We start from the raw sequence: 16,479 nt of genomic DNA on the forward strand, positions 1-16,479 counted from the left end.
CCGATGATTTGCGCTTGCTACAAAATGGGATTAACGCTGGCGAGGATCCGCTCCGAAATTGCTTCTCCCTGCAGTTGGCTGCTGGTTCTGAGCCTATGTTCGGCGACGGCGCAAAACACCGCCTGCACATCTTCGGGGACCAGATAATGTCTACCCTCTAAAAAGGCCCAGGCCTTGGCGGCTTGTAAAAGCGCCTTAGTCGCTCGAGGTGATAAGCCAACACTTTCAGATTGTGTGCGGGAAAAACTCACTAGGGCCAAAATATAATTGAGCAGGGCATCGGAGGCGCTGATCCTGTCGCATTGCTCCTGCAACTGCATTAATACCATAGGTGTTAAGCATTGGGGCAGTTGATCGAGTGCGAGGTGTGAATGCTGATGCTTAAGCATGGCAAACTCAGCATCGTGGCTGGGATAACCGATGGAAAGCCGCATCATAAAGCGATCTAACTGGGATTCTGGCAGTGGAAACGTGCCAGATTGATCCGTGGGGTTTTGCGTTGCAATCACAAAAAAGGGACTCGGCAGTCTGTGGGTGGTGCCATCGACGGAGATTTGTTGCTCGGCCATCGCTTCGAGCAGGGCGCTTTGGGTTTTAGGGCTGGCGCGGTTGATTTCATCGGCCAAGATCATCTGTTTAAATATTGGCCCAGGGTGAAATACAAATTGCGCTTGATGTTTATCAAAAATCGATACCCCGAGAATATCGGCGGGTAACATGTCGCTGGTAAATTGCACCCTTTGATAGCTTAAGCCTAAGCTTTGGGCGATGGCGTGGGAAAGGCTGGTTTTGCCCATGCCGGGCAAGTCTTCAATCAACAGATGGCCGCGGGCGAGGATGCAGGCCAGAGCCAAACGGATCTGCCGAGGTTTACCCAGCAACACTTGTTCAAGTTGTTGTAATAGTTCGCTGATCCCAGTTTGTGCCACGGAGGACTCCTTGTGTCGTTCGCTTTATGACTATCACATTAGCACTCAAATCAATACTATCACTATGGTGGAATATACCGCGCTTATCCAGCGGATTTGTGTTCGTAAAGCGTTGGTTTTTGGCCCGAGGTGTGTTCGTTAGCCTAAACACAACGCCTGTGTACCGCTGGGGCGGATAAACCAAGGTTTAAATAAAAAGCCTTGCACGAAATCCACCCCAATGGATTTGGCGAAGGCGAGGTGTGCCTCGGTTTCTATTCCTTCCAAAATAGTTTGTTTGCCAGTACGTTTGGCAAACTCCACCAAGGCCGCGAGCAGTTGGATACCTTGGTGTTGCTCAATTAGGGTTAACCAGTAGCGATCAAATTTTAGGAAGTCCACATTCAGCATTAAATCCACCGACAGCAAGGAATGGGGCGCCCCTATATCATCGAGTGCGACGTTAATATTCGCTTCTTTGAATTGACGGAAGAGTTGATTGGCGAGATCCGCATCGCTGATACAGGTATTTTCAATAATTTCAACGGTAATGTGTTGATAGCCTGATAAGAGCGTGAGTAATTTTTCAGTATATGGGCCGTTCACTGCATGGGGGTCGACATTGATAAACAGTCGTTGCTCCCTTGGGGCATGTTGGAGTTGAAAGGCTTTGGCCTGATATTCCACCGCGGCTAAGGCCACACTCGACTCATGCAATTGCTCAAATACCAGATTGGGGGCGACCGCTTGGCCATTGGGTAAATAAAAACGGGCGAGGGCTTCGTAACCATCGATGCTTTGGTCATGCGGATTGACAAAGGGCTGATATTCACAACTTAGGGTCAGGGAGTGGAGATTGATCATTGGCCAGATACAAGACGTAATCTATGGATCGCTAATTAATTACATTTATTCCGTGGCAGTGCAATTAAGTTTACCTTAATGTTGTTTGATTGCTGATTTAATGCGCATCTTTATAATCATTTGAATTATATTGACTAATGTCAAGTTGTTGACTTAGGGACAGAGCGCGATCTTGACGGGTTAGCGTTTGAATTTAAGGTGGCCAAGGCCACCTTAAATGCCCATCCCAGTATGAGTGCTAATAGCTAAAATTAAGCTCTTTGTCACTAAAGAGCGGTTGAGGCTTTTGTTTTTGGGCCTCATAGATCAAACGATAGCTCAGCACGGCTTGCACATATTCCCGGGTTTCTGTGAAGGGGATAGATTCGATAAAGCTCATGGTATCTAGCTTGCCGTTCGATTCCGCCAACCAGCGACGCACGCGGGAAGGACCCGCATTATAGGCCGCCGTTGCGAGCACGCGGTTTTGGTTAAAGTCCTTCAGTAGCTGGGCATAGTAGGCGCTACCTAAGTTTAAATTTAACTCTGCCCCGTACAAATCCTTTGGATCTTTATATTTAGCACCGTATTTTTTGGCGGTTGCCTTAGCGGTGGCGGGCATGATCTGCATTAAGCCACGGGCGCCCACCCCCGATGTGGCATAGAGGTAAAATGCACTCTCGCGGCGGCTGATCGCGCGAATTTCATCGACATTGACCCTATGCTTTTTACTGGCGTGTTCAAAGCCAGTTTGGTGGGCCATAGGGAAGCGTAGGGGGATATCGTCCCACAGCTTACCTTGAATACTGGCTTCGACCCCAAAGTCATACCAACCCTGCTCGTGGGCATAACGGCCATAGCGGGCGCGCATTGGATTATCGCTGCGCTTGAGTAATGACACCCACTCATAGCGGGCATCGAAGTAACGATCCAATGCCATCAGTTCTTTGACTCGAACAAAACCGAGATCATCCTCTAGCTTACTGCTATTTTGATCGACCACAGGCTCAGGACTTTGGTTGAGCGATACGGGTTTATTCAATAATTGCGACGCCGCAAAACCATAAAAATTACGCTCATTGCTGATGGAGGCTAAGGCTTTAGTGGCACTGTCGGGGGCATTTTTGGCATTGGTTCGATATAGCCAATATTGCCAACGTTCCTTGGCGAGGGTTTCTGGCGCGAGTAAGTTCAAATAGCGGGCGATATGGGTGTGATCTTGTTCCCGTATTGCCCAACGCAGGCGGCGCTCAAACATGTCATCGCTTTTCATGTCGGGTAGTACGCTATCGACAAAGTCCTTAAAGTTGCCGTCTTGCTCAATCAGTACTCGGCGGACAAGGAATTTCTGCAATTGTTGTTCTTGGGGCGGGGTGAAGCGTTTAGCTTTTTGATACCGAGTATATAAATTGATGGCTTGGTCGAGATCCTTGCGGGCAAGGCGTTTTAGTCCAGCGGTGACGATATCGCCAACGATGGGATTTTTATCCTTAAATTTCTCGGTATGACGTAGGCTGTTGGGATCCTTAAACACGGCGACTAAGCGTTTGGCTTCGTTACTGTGGCTGGTGATCTTCTGGGATAAATAACTGAGCAAACTAGTTTCACCCTCATCGAAACTCAGTAGCATGCGGGCCCAAATCACATCCTGTGTGCGTTTTCCTGCCTTGGTCCAAGTGTTAAATAGGGGATCGCATTCCTTTGGACGAGAGCCTCCATAGACCCACAACGATTGCGCTGCATTGTAGGCTAACTGTGTTTCCCCCTTGGCGAGCTTGGCTTCATAAAAGTAACATTGCAGGCGCACATCCGTTGGGGCGTCCTTGGCGAGGGCAAGAAAGTCATTCCAGCGTTTTTTACTACCGGCATTGACTAAATACTTAGCACGCAGGCGTTGGTACATAGGCGTGGTTTGATATTTATCGATAAGCGCTTTAGCCGCCTCGCCCCGGAGATCGTTGAGTCTGCCTATATCAATATCATGATCTAAGTAGATCGCCAGTGGATAATCACCCAGTTTGGCACGTAGGGGTTTATAGACTTCATAATCTTGTTTCTTCAAGGCTTTTTCAGCATCGAGAAAGGTTTTTTGCGTTGGGGTTAAGGCCCAAGCCGCAGGGGCATTAAATGCCCCCGCGATGAGGATTGCGCTAGATAAAACCATATGTATTAATGGTTTGCACATGCAGTTTTTGCCTCCGGGCATCAAGGTTACAATCGACATATCCTTATCGATTCAAGGTGAAAGAGATTCAGTGTTTAACGTATGTGCTTAATTCATGTATGTGCTTAATAGTGTTCGAGTGCAGTGGCATCCTTAGACTCAAGTGTCTGAGCTGTGTCCCGCTCTCCTTCAGTTCCTTCGACATTGTTTTCTTCGAGATCATTTTGTTCGGCATCACTGTCGTCCAATGCCTCGTTGAGGGCTTTCTCAAGCAACATTTTATCCAATTGTTTGCTGGTATCTACCCCTAATTGTTGCATCAAGTGGGCTTGGCGGACTAAGTTGCCCTTACCTGAGGCTAACTTATTCATTGCACTATGATAGGTTTTTTCGGCGTTATCTAGGGCCCGGCCCAGTTTTTCCATATCTTCAATATAACCACAGAGCTTATCGTAAATACGGCCCGCTTGTTTGGCTATCGTCTGAGCGTGTTGGTTTTGGTATTCGTAGCGCCAGATATTGTTGATGGTACGCAGGGCGACCAATAGATTCGTTGGGCTCACCAGCATGATATTTTGCTCTAGGGCAAAGTTCACTAGGCTTGGATCTTGTTCTAAAGCCAATAAGAATGCGGGTTCAATCGGAATAAACATCAACACATAGTCTAGGCTTTTGAGTCCATGCAGGCGCTGATAGTCTTTCTGACTCAGCCCTTTGATATGATTACGAATAGAAAGTACATGCTCGTTGATGGCCTGTTGACGTAGCTGGGGATCTTCACTGTTAAAGTAACGCTCATAGCTTAGCAGCGACATTTTGGCATCGATCACGACATCTTTATTCTCTGGCAAATGCACTATGACATCGGGTTTAAAGCGCTTGCCATTATCATCCTTGAGATCCTGCTGGGTATGATACTCATGGCCCTCCCGTAGGCCACTTTCCTGCAGTACTCGGTCCAAAATCACTTCGCCCCAGTTACCTTGTTGCTTATTATCGCCTTTGAGCGCTTTGGTTAAGTTGATGGCGTCTTGGCTCATCTTAAGGTTCAGATCGCGCAGGTGTTCGAGTTGGTGCTTAAGGGCGCTACGTTCGGATTGTTCATGGGTGTAGGATTCTCGAATTTGCTGTCTAAATCCTTCTAATTGTTGCTTAAGTGGCCCAAGCACGCCCTCCAATTGACTGGCATTTTGGTGCTTAAAATTCTCACTGCGCTCCTCAAATATCCGATTAGCGAGGTTTTCAAACTGGGTTTGTAAACGCACTTCGGCGGTTTCGAGTGTGACAATTTTTTCCTGTAGTGAGGTTTGCTGGGCTTCGGCTTTTGCCTGAATGGTTTGTTGCATCGCATTGGATTTTGACAGGGCTAATTGCAATTCCAATTGGCGGCGCTGGCTGTCATTCACCTGTTGCTCTAAACTGGGCACGCGCTCGGCTAAGGCTTCGGCTTTGCCCAGTTGCTCAATTTTCTGCTCAAGTCTTTGCTGATATTGGCGCAGTTGGCTGTCCTTATCGTCGACCAATATTTGTTGCTGCGCGAGGGAAAGTTCGGCGTCTTCATTCACTTGACGCATTTCCTGTTCGAGTTCGTCCTTAAACTGTTGCCAGCGTTGGCGGGTTAAACGTTGATTGAGTAGGGCACCGATCAATAACCCCAAAAATGCGACGGCGAGCAGGCCGATGATGTCGGCAACGGAAAAAGATTGAGAAAATGGCATGGTCACTAGCACTCCTTTAGCTTTGGCGCTTAGGGTCGCATGCCCCCTAAAAGGCTTCAAGTGCTTTAATGAACAATCTGTTTGCGCACTGGCTTGAATGAGCAAGTCTTATACATTTAATTGGGAATGAAAGATTTTCCCGTATTCCACTGTCTATACCCATATGTGCTTTAGAACAATGCGCTACAGAATGGTACGCTTAGCCTAAAGTCACAGTGATCATGAACATAATGCAGCATTAATGTAATTGTAGAGGTGTCAATTGGCTAATCATTCCCGTTTTACACAAGGCATTCTTAAAAAAGCGCAGTGGCATCTTCAGGATAACCAAGTGACGCCCGAGTCGGTATTTCGCGCGCGTAGGCAAATTGTTAAAGCCATGGGCTTAGGGGCGATTGGTGCGAGTATTCCTGGCTATGTGCAGGCGGGCCTATTCGACCTTTTTGGCGAGCAACCTAAGTCTTCCTTTATTACCACGCCACTGACTTTTCAACCCAATCAGCGCTATGGCACCGGTGAAGTGTTAACGCCCTTTGATAAAGTCACGACCCATAATAATTTTTATGAGTTCGGCACGAGCAAGCAAGATCCCGCCGATAACGCCCAACACTTTAAGGTTGATCCTTGGCAATTGCGGATCGAAGGCGAAGTTGAACGGCCTATGACACTGGACTTTACTGACCTCACCAAACTGTTCCCCCTAGAGGAGCGAACCTACCGTTTGCGGTGTGTCGAGGCCTGGTCCATGGTGATCCCTTGGGTTGGATTCCCCCTTGCGGCATTGCTGAAAAAAGTCGGTGTGACCCACAAGGGCAAGTATGTCGCCTTTGAAACCGCCTTCGATCCCGAACAAATGCCGGGGCAAAAGAGCCGCTTAATGGGCGGTGGTATTCATTATCCCTACGTTGAGGGCTTAACCTTAGCCGAGGCGATGAACGAGCTGACTTTGCTGTCTGTGGGCTTATATGGCAAAACCTTACCCCCACAAAACGGCGCGCCGATACGCTTAGTGGTGCCATGGAAATACGGTTTTAAAAGCATTAAGTCCATAGTGCGAATTCGGGTAATGGATAAACAGCCGCCCACCAGTTGGAATCAATTAGCCCCCCATGAATATGGTTTTTATGCCAACGTTAACCCCGCCGTCGATCATCCCCGTTGGTCCCAGGCGAGTGAACGTCGGATAGGTGAAGGGGGACTATTTTCGGCAAAGCGTATCGATACCCAACCCTTTAATGGTTATGGTGAGTTTGTCGCATCGCTCTATGGGGATATGGATTTACGTAAATTTTATTGACCCAGTGTTGAGTTGGCGGGGATAACCTATGCTCAGATTGACAGCTAAGCAGCTGATTTTGCTTAAAACAGTTTTTCATCTCGTGGGATTGTTGCCCCTCGTCTTGCTCGTCTTCAGTGTCATGGCGGGGCGTGCCGGTGGCGATCCCGTGCAGTACATTATTCACTTTACGGGGATAGGCGCCCTCAATGCCTTAGTGGCAACCCTACTGATTTCGCCCGTAGCGAAGGCGTTTAAGCTGGGGTTTTTAATGCAGACTCGCCGCCTCGTCGGTTTATATGTGTTTGCCTACGCCAGTTTGCATATAGCGGCTTTTTTCAGTTTAGATTTGCTGTTTGCATGGGAATTGCTGCTGAGTGAAGTCGTGAAACGCCCCTACATCTTAGTGGGAGCCGTGGCTTATCTGATAGTCACAGCCTTAGCGGTCACGTCTTTTAAGGCGTTGATGCGTAAGATGGGGCGCCGTTGGCAAACACTGCACAATAGTGTTTACCTTGTAGCACTACTGGCGCCTATCCATTTTTATTGGTCGGTTAAATCAGAGATTATTGAGCCGAGCCTGTATCTTTTGGGCCTGAGCCTGTTGCTGTTGTGGCGTTTACCAACTTGGCATAAGAAGCGTCAGGCTCATCCGGTAGATATGATAGCTAAAGAACCTAGAACCTAAAATCTAGCTTCTCAAGCTAACGGTAAATTATCCAAGCCCTTGGGTGGCCGATTTCATCTGAATAAATTCAATCTTGTAACCATCGGGATCCTCAACGAAGGCGATCTCCGTGGTACCACCCGCAACTGGGCCTGGGGCGCGGGTGACTTTTCCGCCAGCCGCCGCTATGGCTGCACAACGGGCATAAATATCTTCATCACCAATGGCGAGATGGCCAAAACCTGTGCCTAAATCATATTTTTCTGTCCCCCAGTTATAGGTCAGCTCAACGACGGCTTGGCCAGTTGACTCCTCACCATAGCCAACAAAGGCTAAAGAGTATTGGTACTCTGGGTTTTCTGAGGTGCGCAGTAGTTTCATGCCTAGTACTTGGGTGTAAAAAGCGATACTGCGCTCTAAGTTACCGACGCGGATCATAGTGTGTAACAGTTGCGACATGGAATTATCTCGGTAAATGAATGGCGGAGCGAGTATATCAAAGATGTATAGCCAAACAACCTGAAGTATCTTCAGGTTGTTTGGCTATACATTCCATTGGTGGTTGCACTAGCGATACTGGGGGCGATTTTTGAACCAATGGGTTAATAGCGAGTGATAATTTAGCTGTTGCTCACAAAATGCGTAGACAAACATGGGCTTTTATCACTAGGTTGATAATAATGTCATCATACCCACTAGGAGAGTGAATGATGAACACCGAACTTAAAATGGCGCTAGGTACTACACTTGTAATTGCTTTATTTTTCAGTGCGTTCTTTGTCTCTATCTTTTAATCTATTGATATTGTCGCCGCTTGGACAAGTCTGAGCTAGGGCGTTGCAACGATTGTAGAGATAAGTCTTCTCAATTGTCCCCCCCCAAAAAGCCGCAGTAGCGGCTTTTTGCTTAGTTATCTTCCCCATCTGACCGCACCACAGTTCGCACTTTTAGGCTCGTTTTCCCAAAGGCGGTATTCCCGTTACCACAATGGCAGCATCCCATATAAAGGAGAGAGCGGGTGGTGAAAATTAGTTTGATTTTTAACTAATTTGATATTCATATATTTTGATTTTCAAACTATAATCCAATTTAGCATTTATCATTACATATCCAATTTTGTGCCGTGTAGGGAAAAATATAATGGAATCAAAGCACACTAAACAAGAATCCACATATAGCTCAGGTGTTGGGCATTCGGTTGCCCAGTGGCAACATGGCCATGGTTTTTCGAACCAAAATACCGAAGGTGAAAAAAATACCCGCTATGTGCTTTATCTGACTGTGATCACTATGGTGGCCGAGATTGTCGCCGGGACCCTTTATGGATCGATGGCACTCCTTGCCGATGGTTGGCATATGGGAACACATGCGGCCGCTTTTATGATCACACTCTTTGCTTATTCCTATGCCCGTAAACATGCTAATGACCCTGCGTTTGCCTTTGGCACGGGCAAGGTGAGTGTGCTCGGCGGTTACACCAGTGCGATAGCCTTGGGATTGGTAGCCTTAGTGATGTTGATTGAATCGGGAATGCGATTGATTAATCCGGAGCAAATTCATTTTAACGAAGCGATTTTTGTGGCGGTCATAGGCTTAACTGTCAATGTGCTCAGTGTGTTTTTGCTCAAAGATCACCATTCACATGATCATGGGCACCATCATGGACATGACCACGACGACCACGAAGATCATGACCATAGCCATTGCGGCCAGCAAGATTCATCCCATAATGCAGAGCATGAGCATGAGCATGAGCATGAGCATGAGCATGAGCATGAGCATTCTGCCCATAGTCACGGCGGACATGATCACAACCTACGCGCCGCTTATTTCCATGTCTTAGCCGATGCCTTAACTTCTGTGCTGGCGATTGCAGCACTACTCTTTGGTAAGTATATGGGATTGACTTGGCTGGACCCCGTTATGGGCATAGTGGGCGCCATCATTATTAGCCGTTGGTCTTGGGGACTCATTCAGCAAACGAGCCCCATTCTCTTGGACGGTGGGGTGAAAGCCTCTTTGCAACGTCAGGTGAGAGAAACCATCGAAGCCGTGCCCGATCACCAAGTGGCCGACTTGCATATTTGGCGTGTGAGTGCCGATCACCATGCTATTATGGTGTCAATCGTGTCCCACTCACCGAAAGAAGCCAGTTATTTTAATCAGTTATTGGCTAAATTCCCTGAGTTATCCCATATCACCATTGAACTGCATACTTGCCGCCAGCGCGAGTGTGTCATTAAGGATGACAAATGACTGTTGAGCAATTGCATGTAAGCGATCCGCATTTAACTTTGGCTCATTCAACCGATCAGGCGCTGAATCATGTGATTATTGAGTTTTATGAAAAACTGTCCTCTTGGGAACATGCCATCGTTCGTGATAAAGGGTTCAGTTTATCCCAGGTACACACGATAGAACTCCTCGGTGTACACGGGGCGATGCGGATGAAGGAACTGGCCGATAAAATCGGCGTGACGACAGGTACCTTGACAGTCCAAATTGATAAGATGGTCGAAGCGCAGTGGGTGGTTCGCCGCCCCCATGAAAGCGATCGGCGCTCGATATTAGTGGAGTTAACCGATAAGGGCCGAGCTTTGTTCCTCGAACATGATGCGCTGCATTTACAACTCACGACGGATTTGACCGCCAAAATGAACAGTGAAGAGCGCATAGTGTTACTCAATTTACTTTCCCGCATGAATAACGAATTTTAAGGCGGCGTTCAAACATTCAAACAGCGCCCCGTGGGCGCTTTTTTATGGTGCATTGTATCGAATCCTTTCATTCATTCTCGGTTAATCATCCGTCATTACAATCACTTATCTTTTGTTACATTCTTGTTGGATTAATAGTTGAACTGTCGGCCCATTAAGGTAATGTAATGGCAGAAATTTAGCCGGGGTTAGCTTAGAAATAAATTAATTGAATACGCACACACACACTCAGTGGCCATAGGACGGAAGATAATTATCAAGCAACGGAACTTAATCCACTGGCGTTTGCCTACTTATTACAGCGGTTAGGATAATTTTTACCTGTTAGATGCAACATGTTTACAAGTTGATGGTGCAACCGAGCAAGTCCCTATAGGTTGGGGAGCAAAAAACGGTCGAATTTTCAGGGATTCGGCCGTTTTTTTAGCGGGTTGTTGGCCGATAATTATGGTCAGGATCCATTTGAGCCATAGCGAGCCGCTTGGTACTATGGCGCAAAAATAGCAGTCGTAAGATTACCTTAAGGTAAATCAGTTAGCTTCGGCCAACTACTAATTTAAGAGAGCGTTATCAGTGTTAGCGAGATTGAAGACTCTGTCGGTGAATCGATTCACTTTCATCACTGCATTATTTTACGTGTGTATCTTTAATATTTCCCTCTTCGAAGTGATTAAAAAAGGCATTGAAACCCAGCCGGAAGTGGATCCGATTTTTATTGCGACCATGCCCTTGTTTCTGGCGTGTGCACTGAGTTTTGTATTTTCACTGTTTACGGTGAAATACTTGATAAAACCGTTTTTTATCATACTCACTCTGTTGTCATCGAGCGTGTCTTTCGCGGCTTTTCAATACAATGTCGTATTTGATTACGGCATGATAGAAAACACCCTTCAGACCAATAGCGCCGAAGCTTTGATGTATGTGAATTTCGCTTCGATTGCCAATATGTTGTTGACGGGGATCTTACCCTCATACCTGATTTATAAGGCCGATATCCAATACAAACCTTTCTTTAAGGAGTTGTCCCATAAAATTTTATTTATGGTGGTCATGCTGCTCGGCGTTGGGCTGATTGCCTTCTTCTATTTCCAAGATTACGCCGCCTTTGGTCGTAATAACGACCAAATCAAACGCTATATAGTGCCAACCTATTTTATTGGCGCCGCGGCGAAATACGTTAATGTGCACTACTTGCAAACACCCATTGAATATCAACAACTTGGTCTAGATGCAAACAATGTCAGCACTAATGCCAACGGTAAGCCTAATTTGCTGGTGCTGGTGGTGGGAGAGACGGCGCGCTCGATGAACTACCAATATTATGGCTATGATAAACCAACGAATGCCCATACTCAGGGCCAAGGTTTGATCGCCTTTAAAGACACCCATTCCTGCGGCACCGCCACCGCAGTGTCTCTGCCCTGCATGTTTTCCCGCATGGGGCGGGAAGATTATGATGCTCGCCGCGCCTATGCCCAAGATACGGCGGTAGATGTGCTCAATCATGCAGGCATTAAAGTGCAATGGTTCGACAATGATTCGGGTTGTAAAGGTGTGTGTGATCAGGTCGAGAATATCACCATCGATTTGAATAGTGATCCTGAGCTGTGCTCGGGGCAATACTGTTTTGATCAGGTTCTGCTCGATAAATTAGATGAAGCGTTAGCAAAAGCCGAAAGTAAAGATACTGTCATCGTTCTGCATATTATTGGCAGCCATGGCCCGACTTATTTCCTGCGCTATCCTGAGCAACACCGTAAATTCATTCCTGACTGTCAGCGTAGCGATATTCAAAATTGCAGCGCCGAAGAGTTGATGAACACCTATGATAATACGATTTTGTATACTGACTTTATTGTGAGTGAAGTAGTCAAAAAACTTAAAAATCAGAATGATAAATTTGATACTGCCATGTTATACCTTTCCGATCATGGTGAGTCTTTGGGCGAGTCTGGCATGTATTTGCACGGTGCACCCTACAGTATCGCACCAGCGGAACAAACTAGTATTCCAATGCTTGCGTGGGTTTCGGATGGGTTTAACCAAGATAACCATTTGAATATGACTTGTTTGGCCAAGGAAGCCGCTAAGGGTGGTTTCTCCCACGATAACCTGTTCGATAGCCTCCTAGGGTTAATGAATGTGAAGACACAGGCTTACCAAGGTGAGTTGGATATTTTTGCCCGCTGTCGAACTTGACCCCCAGTGATATAGATCTGAAACGGCCAGGTTAACCAGATAATTGCTTAACGGCCGAATTTCAAAGAGGATGGTGACATCCTCTTTGTCATTTTTGTGCCCAATCATAATATTTAGTTATTCCCATATCCAAATTGCGGCAGTTGAGTTAACTTAGTTTATACAAAAACATAACAAATATATGGTTTGTGATTTATGTCATCAATTGCAGAAAATAACGAACTCGAAGCTGCCGCACAGATCCTGCGTTTAGCGGTGCCACAAATGTCTGCCCTCGATATTCCCGTCACCCCCGAAAACTATACTGTGTGGTATGAATACTTTTCTGGGATGAATCTCGACTTAAATCGCGCCATCGATGGCTTTATTGCCAATGCTGTAGTGTTTACTAAGGAAGTTAATACCAGCCTCTATAAGAATTTTATCCAAGAGAAGTCACCCGAAGTCATTGAAAATGTTCAGATTGAAACCCAGATTTTGATCAACTCTCTGCTCAGTAAAATCGCACTGTTGAATCAAGGAACTGTGGCCTTTTCGGGATCCTTGACCGAATTTGGCATTAAGTTACAGTCAAGCCCAGATCTTAATACCCTAAATCAATTAGTCGATGGCGTGATGGATGAAATGCAAAGCCTGCTGCTCAATAACCAAAATATGGAGCAGAGTCTTAATGTAATGGGTCAAGAAGTGCAAAGCCTTAAATCTGAGATGGAAAATTTGAGTCTTGCCGCGATGACAGATCAATTGACCTCTTTGCATAATCGCCGCGCCTATGAGTTTGCCATCCAAGATCATGTTCACTGCGCCAAGGAACAACATACTCGTTGCAGTTTGTTATTAATTGATATTGATAGATTTAAGATTTTCAATGATACCTATGGTCACCAAATTGGCGATAAGGTGCTCGCCTATGTGGCGCTCGCCTTAAAACAATGTGTGCGGGGGGATGACTTTGTGGCTCGCTATGGCGGCGAGGAGTTTGTGGTGCTTTTGCCTAATACCCATTTTCACGACGCGCTGCAGGTGGCTGAAACCTTAAGGGAGCGGATCTCAGAGCGGCGGTTAACCATAGGTAAAGATAAAAAATTGTCTTTAGGTGCGATAACGGTTTCCATCGGGCTTGCATCACTACAGGAAGGGGACGATGCCGAAACCCTGTTTAGTCGTGCCGACAAAGCCCTCTACGAAGCGAAATCCGATGGTCGAAACTGTGTTAGGGGCTAAGCCGCTTATGTATTAGCGGCTTAGCCACCTAACTTGGCGAATTTTCCTTTAAGTCCATATGCATTTTAATCAAATGTTCTTCCATATCGAAACTCACTTTAAACCCTAAACTCTTGGCTAGGCTCGCCATGTTGCGATTCTCGAACATGGTAAAGCCAGTCAGTACTTGGGTGTCATTGGCTTGATAATACTTAATTAGCTTTTCCAGCAATAGCTTGCCTAAACCTATCCCTTGGTGATCACCGCGCACCGCCATGGCAAATTCGGCCTCGGTATTATCGGGGTCGATGGAGGCACGCACCGCACCTAGGGTGATGTCATCTCCATCTGGCCCCTTGGCGGTGGCGATAAACGCCATCTCGCGGGCGTAATCGATTTGGGTTAATACCGCCATTTCCTCATGGGTCATTTTCGAGCGTACCCCGAAATAGCGTTTATATCTGTCTTCATCGGAGAGTGAATTATCAAATGCTAAATGTTTAGGTTCATCCTCGGGCAGAATGGGCCGCAGCATGACCTTAAGGCCATTTTTAAGCTCGGCGATTTCTTCTAACTCCTTCGGATAGGGCATGATTGCCAGACGCGATGAATTATCGGCGTTGGCATCATGCAGCCGCATATTCACATCGAGCAGGGTGATATTTTCACCCGCGGCCAGTACAGGGTTTAAATCCAACGAGGCGATTTCGGGGCAATCGATAATGATGTGGGATATTTGCGTTAGCATCACGCACAGGGCGTTCATATCTAGGCCCAGCGGTAAATGCCGATCCTTGAGTTTGTGGGTCTTTAATGCCTGGATCACCATATAGCGGGCCAGCGCCATATTGAGGGGCGGCAGGGCGACGGCGGCATCATTCGTCGGGTCCCATTCAGAGCCGCCTTCACCTAAACAAATAGCAGGTCCAAAGACGGGATCGCTTATCACGGCAACACGAATTTCCTGCGCACCGGCGGTTAGGGCCATTTTCTGCACTATCATGCCTTCGATAATGGCTTCGGGATTGGCCTGATGCACCCTCTGGGTAATCGCGTTGGCCGCGTGGCGGATATCTTCGGCCGAGGTTAAATTGAGCATCACCCCGTGCACATCGGATTTATGCAGGATATTCGGCGATTGCACTTTAAGGGCTAAGGGATAACCCGCCTCGTTGGCAATGGCGACCGCTTCATCGGCATCTTTGACAAACCAAGTGTCGATAGTGTTCAGCCCGTAGGCCCGTAAAATGGGGCTGGCCTCGTGGGTTTCGAGTACTGATTTACCTTTAGCCTGGGCCGCCTGCAGTAATTTGCGCGCGGTTTGGCTATCGGTGGGAATATTATCGGGGATGGATTGCGGCACTTCCTGCAGTAACTTTTGGTTACGGCGATATTCAACCATGTGCATAAAGGCGCCAACGGCCCCTTCTGGGGTGCGATAGGTGGAGATCCCACCCTTAGTAAAGCGTTTGCGGGCCTGATAGGCCGAATCTTCGCCGCTCCAATTAGTTAAAATATTGAGGCGATTTCTTTTGGGATGGGCATGGATAACTTTTATCAGCGCGTCGGCGATCTCCACACTTTCCCCTAAGGCTGAGGGAGAATGCAGTACGAGAATCGCATCTAACTCGTCACAATCCATTAAAATGGTGAGAGCTTTAGCATAACGCGCCGCATTAGCATCGCCTATGATGTCGACGGGATTTTGCCGAGACCAGGTATTGGGTAGCACAGCGTCCAGTTGGGCAATCGTGTTTTCGGATAATTCCGCCAGTTTGCCACCCCGTAGGATCAGTTCATCCACGGCCAGTACCGCAGGGCCACCGCCATTACTGATAATGCCCAATCGTTCCCCCTGCAGGGGATTGGAGTGGGCGAGACTTTCCACCGCGGCAAAGAGTTCAATCAAATCGTTCACCCGCAGCATACCGGCGCGGCGAAATGCAGCTTCATAGACGGCATCGTTGCCACCTACGCCACCCGTATGCAATTTCGCGGCGCGGGCACCTTCGGCACTGCGGCCCGATTTGATCACTAGGATAGGTTTATTGCGGGAAGCGGCGCGGGCTGCCGAGAGAAAATGGCGCTTCTCATTTACCGAGTCGATGTAAAGCATGATGGCGCTGGTGCGACTATCGCGGCCAAGGTAATCGAGCAGCTCATCGAAATTGATATCGGTGGCGTCACCGAGGGAGATAAAAGACGAAAATCCAATGCCTTTGTTATTGGCCCAGTCTAATACTGTGGTGCAAATGGCGGCCGATTGGGACACGAAGGCAATTTTGCCCGGTAGTGCGCTGGCATGGGCTAAGCTGGCATTTAATCCCAGTGGTGGCAACAACATCCCTAAACTGTTTGGCCCCAAAATTCGCATGCCGTAACGCTTAGCGTGTTGCATGGTCAGCTCGAGTAGGCTCGTGCCATCTTCATTAAATTCCTGCGCCATACCCGAGGCCATAATAATGGCGACCTTACAGCCAAATTGCGCGAGGGTTTCAACAATGGCCGGGACTCGGCTGGCGCGGGTGCAGATAACGGCCAAATCCGGTTTAATCGGCAGGGCTTCGATATTGGGATAGGCGAGCACCCCCATCACAGCGCGATACTTTGGTGTGACAGGCATAATGGGCCCTGAAAAACCGCTGGAGAGCAGGTTTTTCATCAACACATTGCCGGCACGTTTGTCGGTGTTTGAGGCGCCGATAATGGCAACGGAAGTCGGTTTAAATAAGGAGTTTAACGTACGTTGACTCATAAGCGATCCCATCCCAATCAATGACTCTG

12 protein-coding genes are annotated in these 16,479 nt (G+C 47.5%); 6 read left to right on the top strand and 6 right to left on the bottom strand.

Features of this window, described 5'->3' with window-relative positions; genetic code table 11:
* Window positions 1-17: 17 nt before the first annotated feature.
* The 4 genes from COW15_RS11725 to rmuC form a co-directional block, all read right to left on the bottom strand.
* Window positions 18-929 carry a MoxR family ATPase gene (locus COW15_RS11725; protein WP_293632742.1) on the bottom strand — a complete coding sequence of 304 codons (912 nt, stop codon included), beginning with the start codon at window positions 927-929 and terminating at the stop codon, window positions 18-20.
* A gap of 138 nt (window positions 930-1,067) precedes the next feature.
* Complete coding sequence (locus COW15_RS11730) at window positions 1,068-1,772, bottom strand: EAL domain-containing protein (RefSeq protein WP_293632743.1); 705 nt, start codon at window positions 1,770-1,772, stop codon at window positions 1,068-1,070.
* Window positions 1,773-2,010: 238 nt separating this feature from the next.
* The gene (locus COW15_RS11735) at window positions 2,011-3,936 is read right to left on the bottom strand and encodes a transglycosylase SLT domain-containing protein (RefSeq protein WP_293632744.1); all 1,926 of its coding nucleotides are present in this window, start codon (window positions 3,934-3,936) and stop codon (window positions 2,011-2,013) included.
* A gap of 104 nt (window positions 3,937-4,040) precedes the next feature.
* On the bottom strand, window positions 4,041-5,633 hold the full coding sequence (rmuC, locus tag COW15_RS11740; protein ID WP_293632745.1) for a DNA recombination protein RmuC: 1,593 nt from the start codon (window positions 5,631-5,633) through the stop codon (window positions 4,041-4,043).
* A 262-nt stretch (window positions 5,634-5,895) separates the two neighbouring features.
* On the opposite strand from rmuC, the gene msrP reads away from it, so the two are divergent.
* Both msrP and msrQ read left to right on the top strand, forming a co-directional pair.
* Window positions 5,896-6,930 (top strand): protein-methionine-sulfoxide reductase catalytic subunit MsrP, encoded by a 1,035-nt coding sequence (gene msrP / locus COW15_RS11745; RefSeq protein WP_293632746.1) that lies wholly within the window; start codon window positions 5,896-5,898, stop codon window positions 6,928-6,930.
* Between the two features lie 28 nt (window positions 6,931-6,958).
* Window positions 6,959-7,597, top strand: coding sequence for a protein-methionine-sulfoxide reductase heme-binding subunit MsrQ (gene msrQ / locus COW15_RS11750; RefSeq protein WP_293632747.1), 639 nt, complete (start codon window positions 6,959-6,961; stop codon window positions 7,595-7,597).
* A 27-nt stretch (window positions 7,598-7,624) separates the two neighbouring features.
* Here msrQ and gloA read toward each other — a convergent pair whose 3' ends face one another.
* Complete coding sequence (gene gloA / locus COW15_RS11755; protein WP_198783343.1) at window positions 7,625-8,035, bottom strand: lactoylglutathione lyase; 411 nt, start codon at window positions 8,033-8,035, stop codon at window positions 7,625-7,627.
* Between the two features lie 681 nt (window positions 8,036-8,716).
* Between gloA and COW15_RS11760 the strand changes: the two genes are divergently transcribed.
* The 4 genes from COW15_RS11760 (at window position 8,717) to COW15_RS11775 (ending at window position 13,716) form a co-directional block, all read left to right on the top strand.
* Window positions 8,717-9,832: a cation diffusion facilitator family transporter gene (locus COW15_RS11760; protein ID WP_293632748.1), complete on the top strand. Its 1,116-nt coding sequence runs from the start codon at window positions 8,717-8,719 to the stop codon at window positions 9,830-9,832.
* Complete coding sequence (locus COW15_RS11765) at window positions 9,829-10,293, top strand: MarR family transcriptional regulator (protein ID WP_293632749.1); 465 nt, start codon at window positions 9,829-9,831, stop codon at window positions 10,291-10,293. The genes COW15_RS11760 and COW15_RS11765 overlap by 4 nt, the downstream gene beginning before the upstream one ends.
* A gap of 573 nt (window positions 10,294-10,866) precedes the next feature.
* The gene (locus COW15_RS11770; RefSeq protein ID WP_293632750.1) at window positions 10,867-12,492 is read left to right on the top strand and encodes a phosphoethanolamine--lipid A transferase; all 1,626 of its coding nucleotides are present in this window, start codon (window positions 10,867-10,869) and stop codon (window positions 12,490-12,492) included.
* A 195-nt stretch (window positions 12,493-12,687) separates the two neighbouring features.
* The gene (locus COW15_RS11775) at window positions 12,688-13,716 is read left to right on the top strand and encodes a GGDEF domain-containing protein (protein WP_293632751.1); all 1,029 of its coding nucleotides are present in this window, start codon (window positions 12,688-12,690) and stop codon (window positions 13,714-13,716) included.
* A gap of 28 nt (window positions 13,717-13,744) precedes the next feature.
* On the opposite strand, the gene COW15_RS11780 is transcribed toward COW15_RS11775, so the two are convergent.
* Complete coding sequence (locus COW15_RS11780) at window positions 13,745-16,450, bottom strand: acetate--CoA ligase family protein (RefSeq protein WP_293632752.1); 2,706 nt, start codon at window positions 16,448-16,450, stop codon at window positions 13,745-13,747.
* Window positions 16,451-16,479 lie beyond the last annotated feature (29 nt).

Origin of the sequence: Shewanella sp. CG12_big_fil_rev_8_21_14_0_65_47_15 (assembly GCF_002783505.1) — a bacterium.
GTDB lineage: Bacteria > Pseudomonadota > Gammaproteobacteria > Enterobacterales > Shewanellaceae > Shewanella.

What these genes read in the sequence shown, in the direction of transcription:
- COW15_RS11765 (WP_293632749.1), top strand. Translation starts at nt 9,829, where the DNA reads ATGACTGTTGAGCAATTGCATGTAAGCGATCCGCATTTAACTTTGGCT.
- rmuC (WP_293632745.1), bottom strand. Translation starts at nt 5,633, where the DNA reads ATGCCATTTTCTCAATCTTTTTCCGTTGCCGACATCATCGGCCTGCTC.
- COW15_RS11775 (WP_293632751.1), top strand. Translation starts at nt 12,688, where the DNA reads ATGTCATCAATTGCAGAAAATAACGAACTCGAAGCTGCCGCACAGATC.
- COW15_RS11780 (WP_293632752.1), bottom strand. Translation starts at nt 16,450, where the DNA reads ATGAGTCAACGTACGTTAAACTCCTTATTTAAACCGACTTCCGTTGCC.
- COW15_RS11760 (WP_293632748.1), top strand. Translation starts at nt 8,717, where the DNA reads ATGGAATCAAAGCACACTAAACAAGAATCCACATATAGCTCAGGTGTT.
- gloA (WP_198783343.1), bottom strand. Translation starts at nt 8,035, where the DNA reads ATGTCGCAACTGTTACACACTATGATCCGCGTCGGTAACTTAGAGCGC.
- COW15_RS11730 (WP_293632743.1), bottom strand. Translation starts at nt 1,772, where the DNA reads ATGATCAATCTCCACTCCCTGACCCTAAGTTGTGAATATCAGCCCTTT.
- COW15_RS11735 (WP_293632744.1), bottom strand. Translation starts at nt 3,936, where the DNA reads ATGTGCAAACCATTAATACATATGGTTTTATCTAGCGCAATCCTCATC.
- msrQ (WP_293632747.1), top strand. Translation starts at nt 6,959, where the DNA reads ATGCTCAGATTGACAGCTAAGCAGCTGATTTTGCTTAAAACAGTTTTT.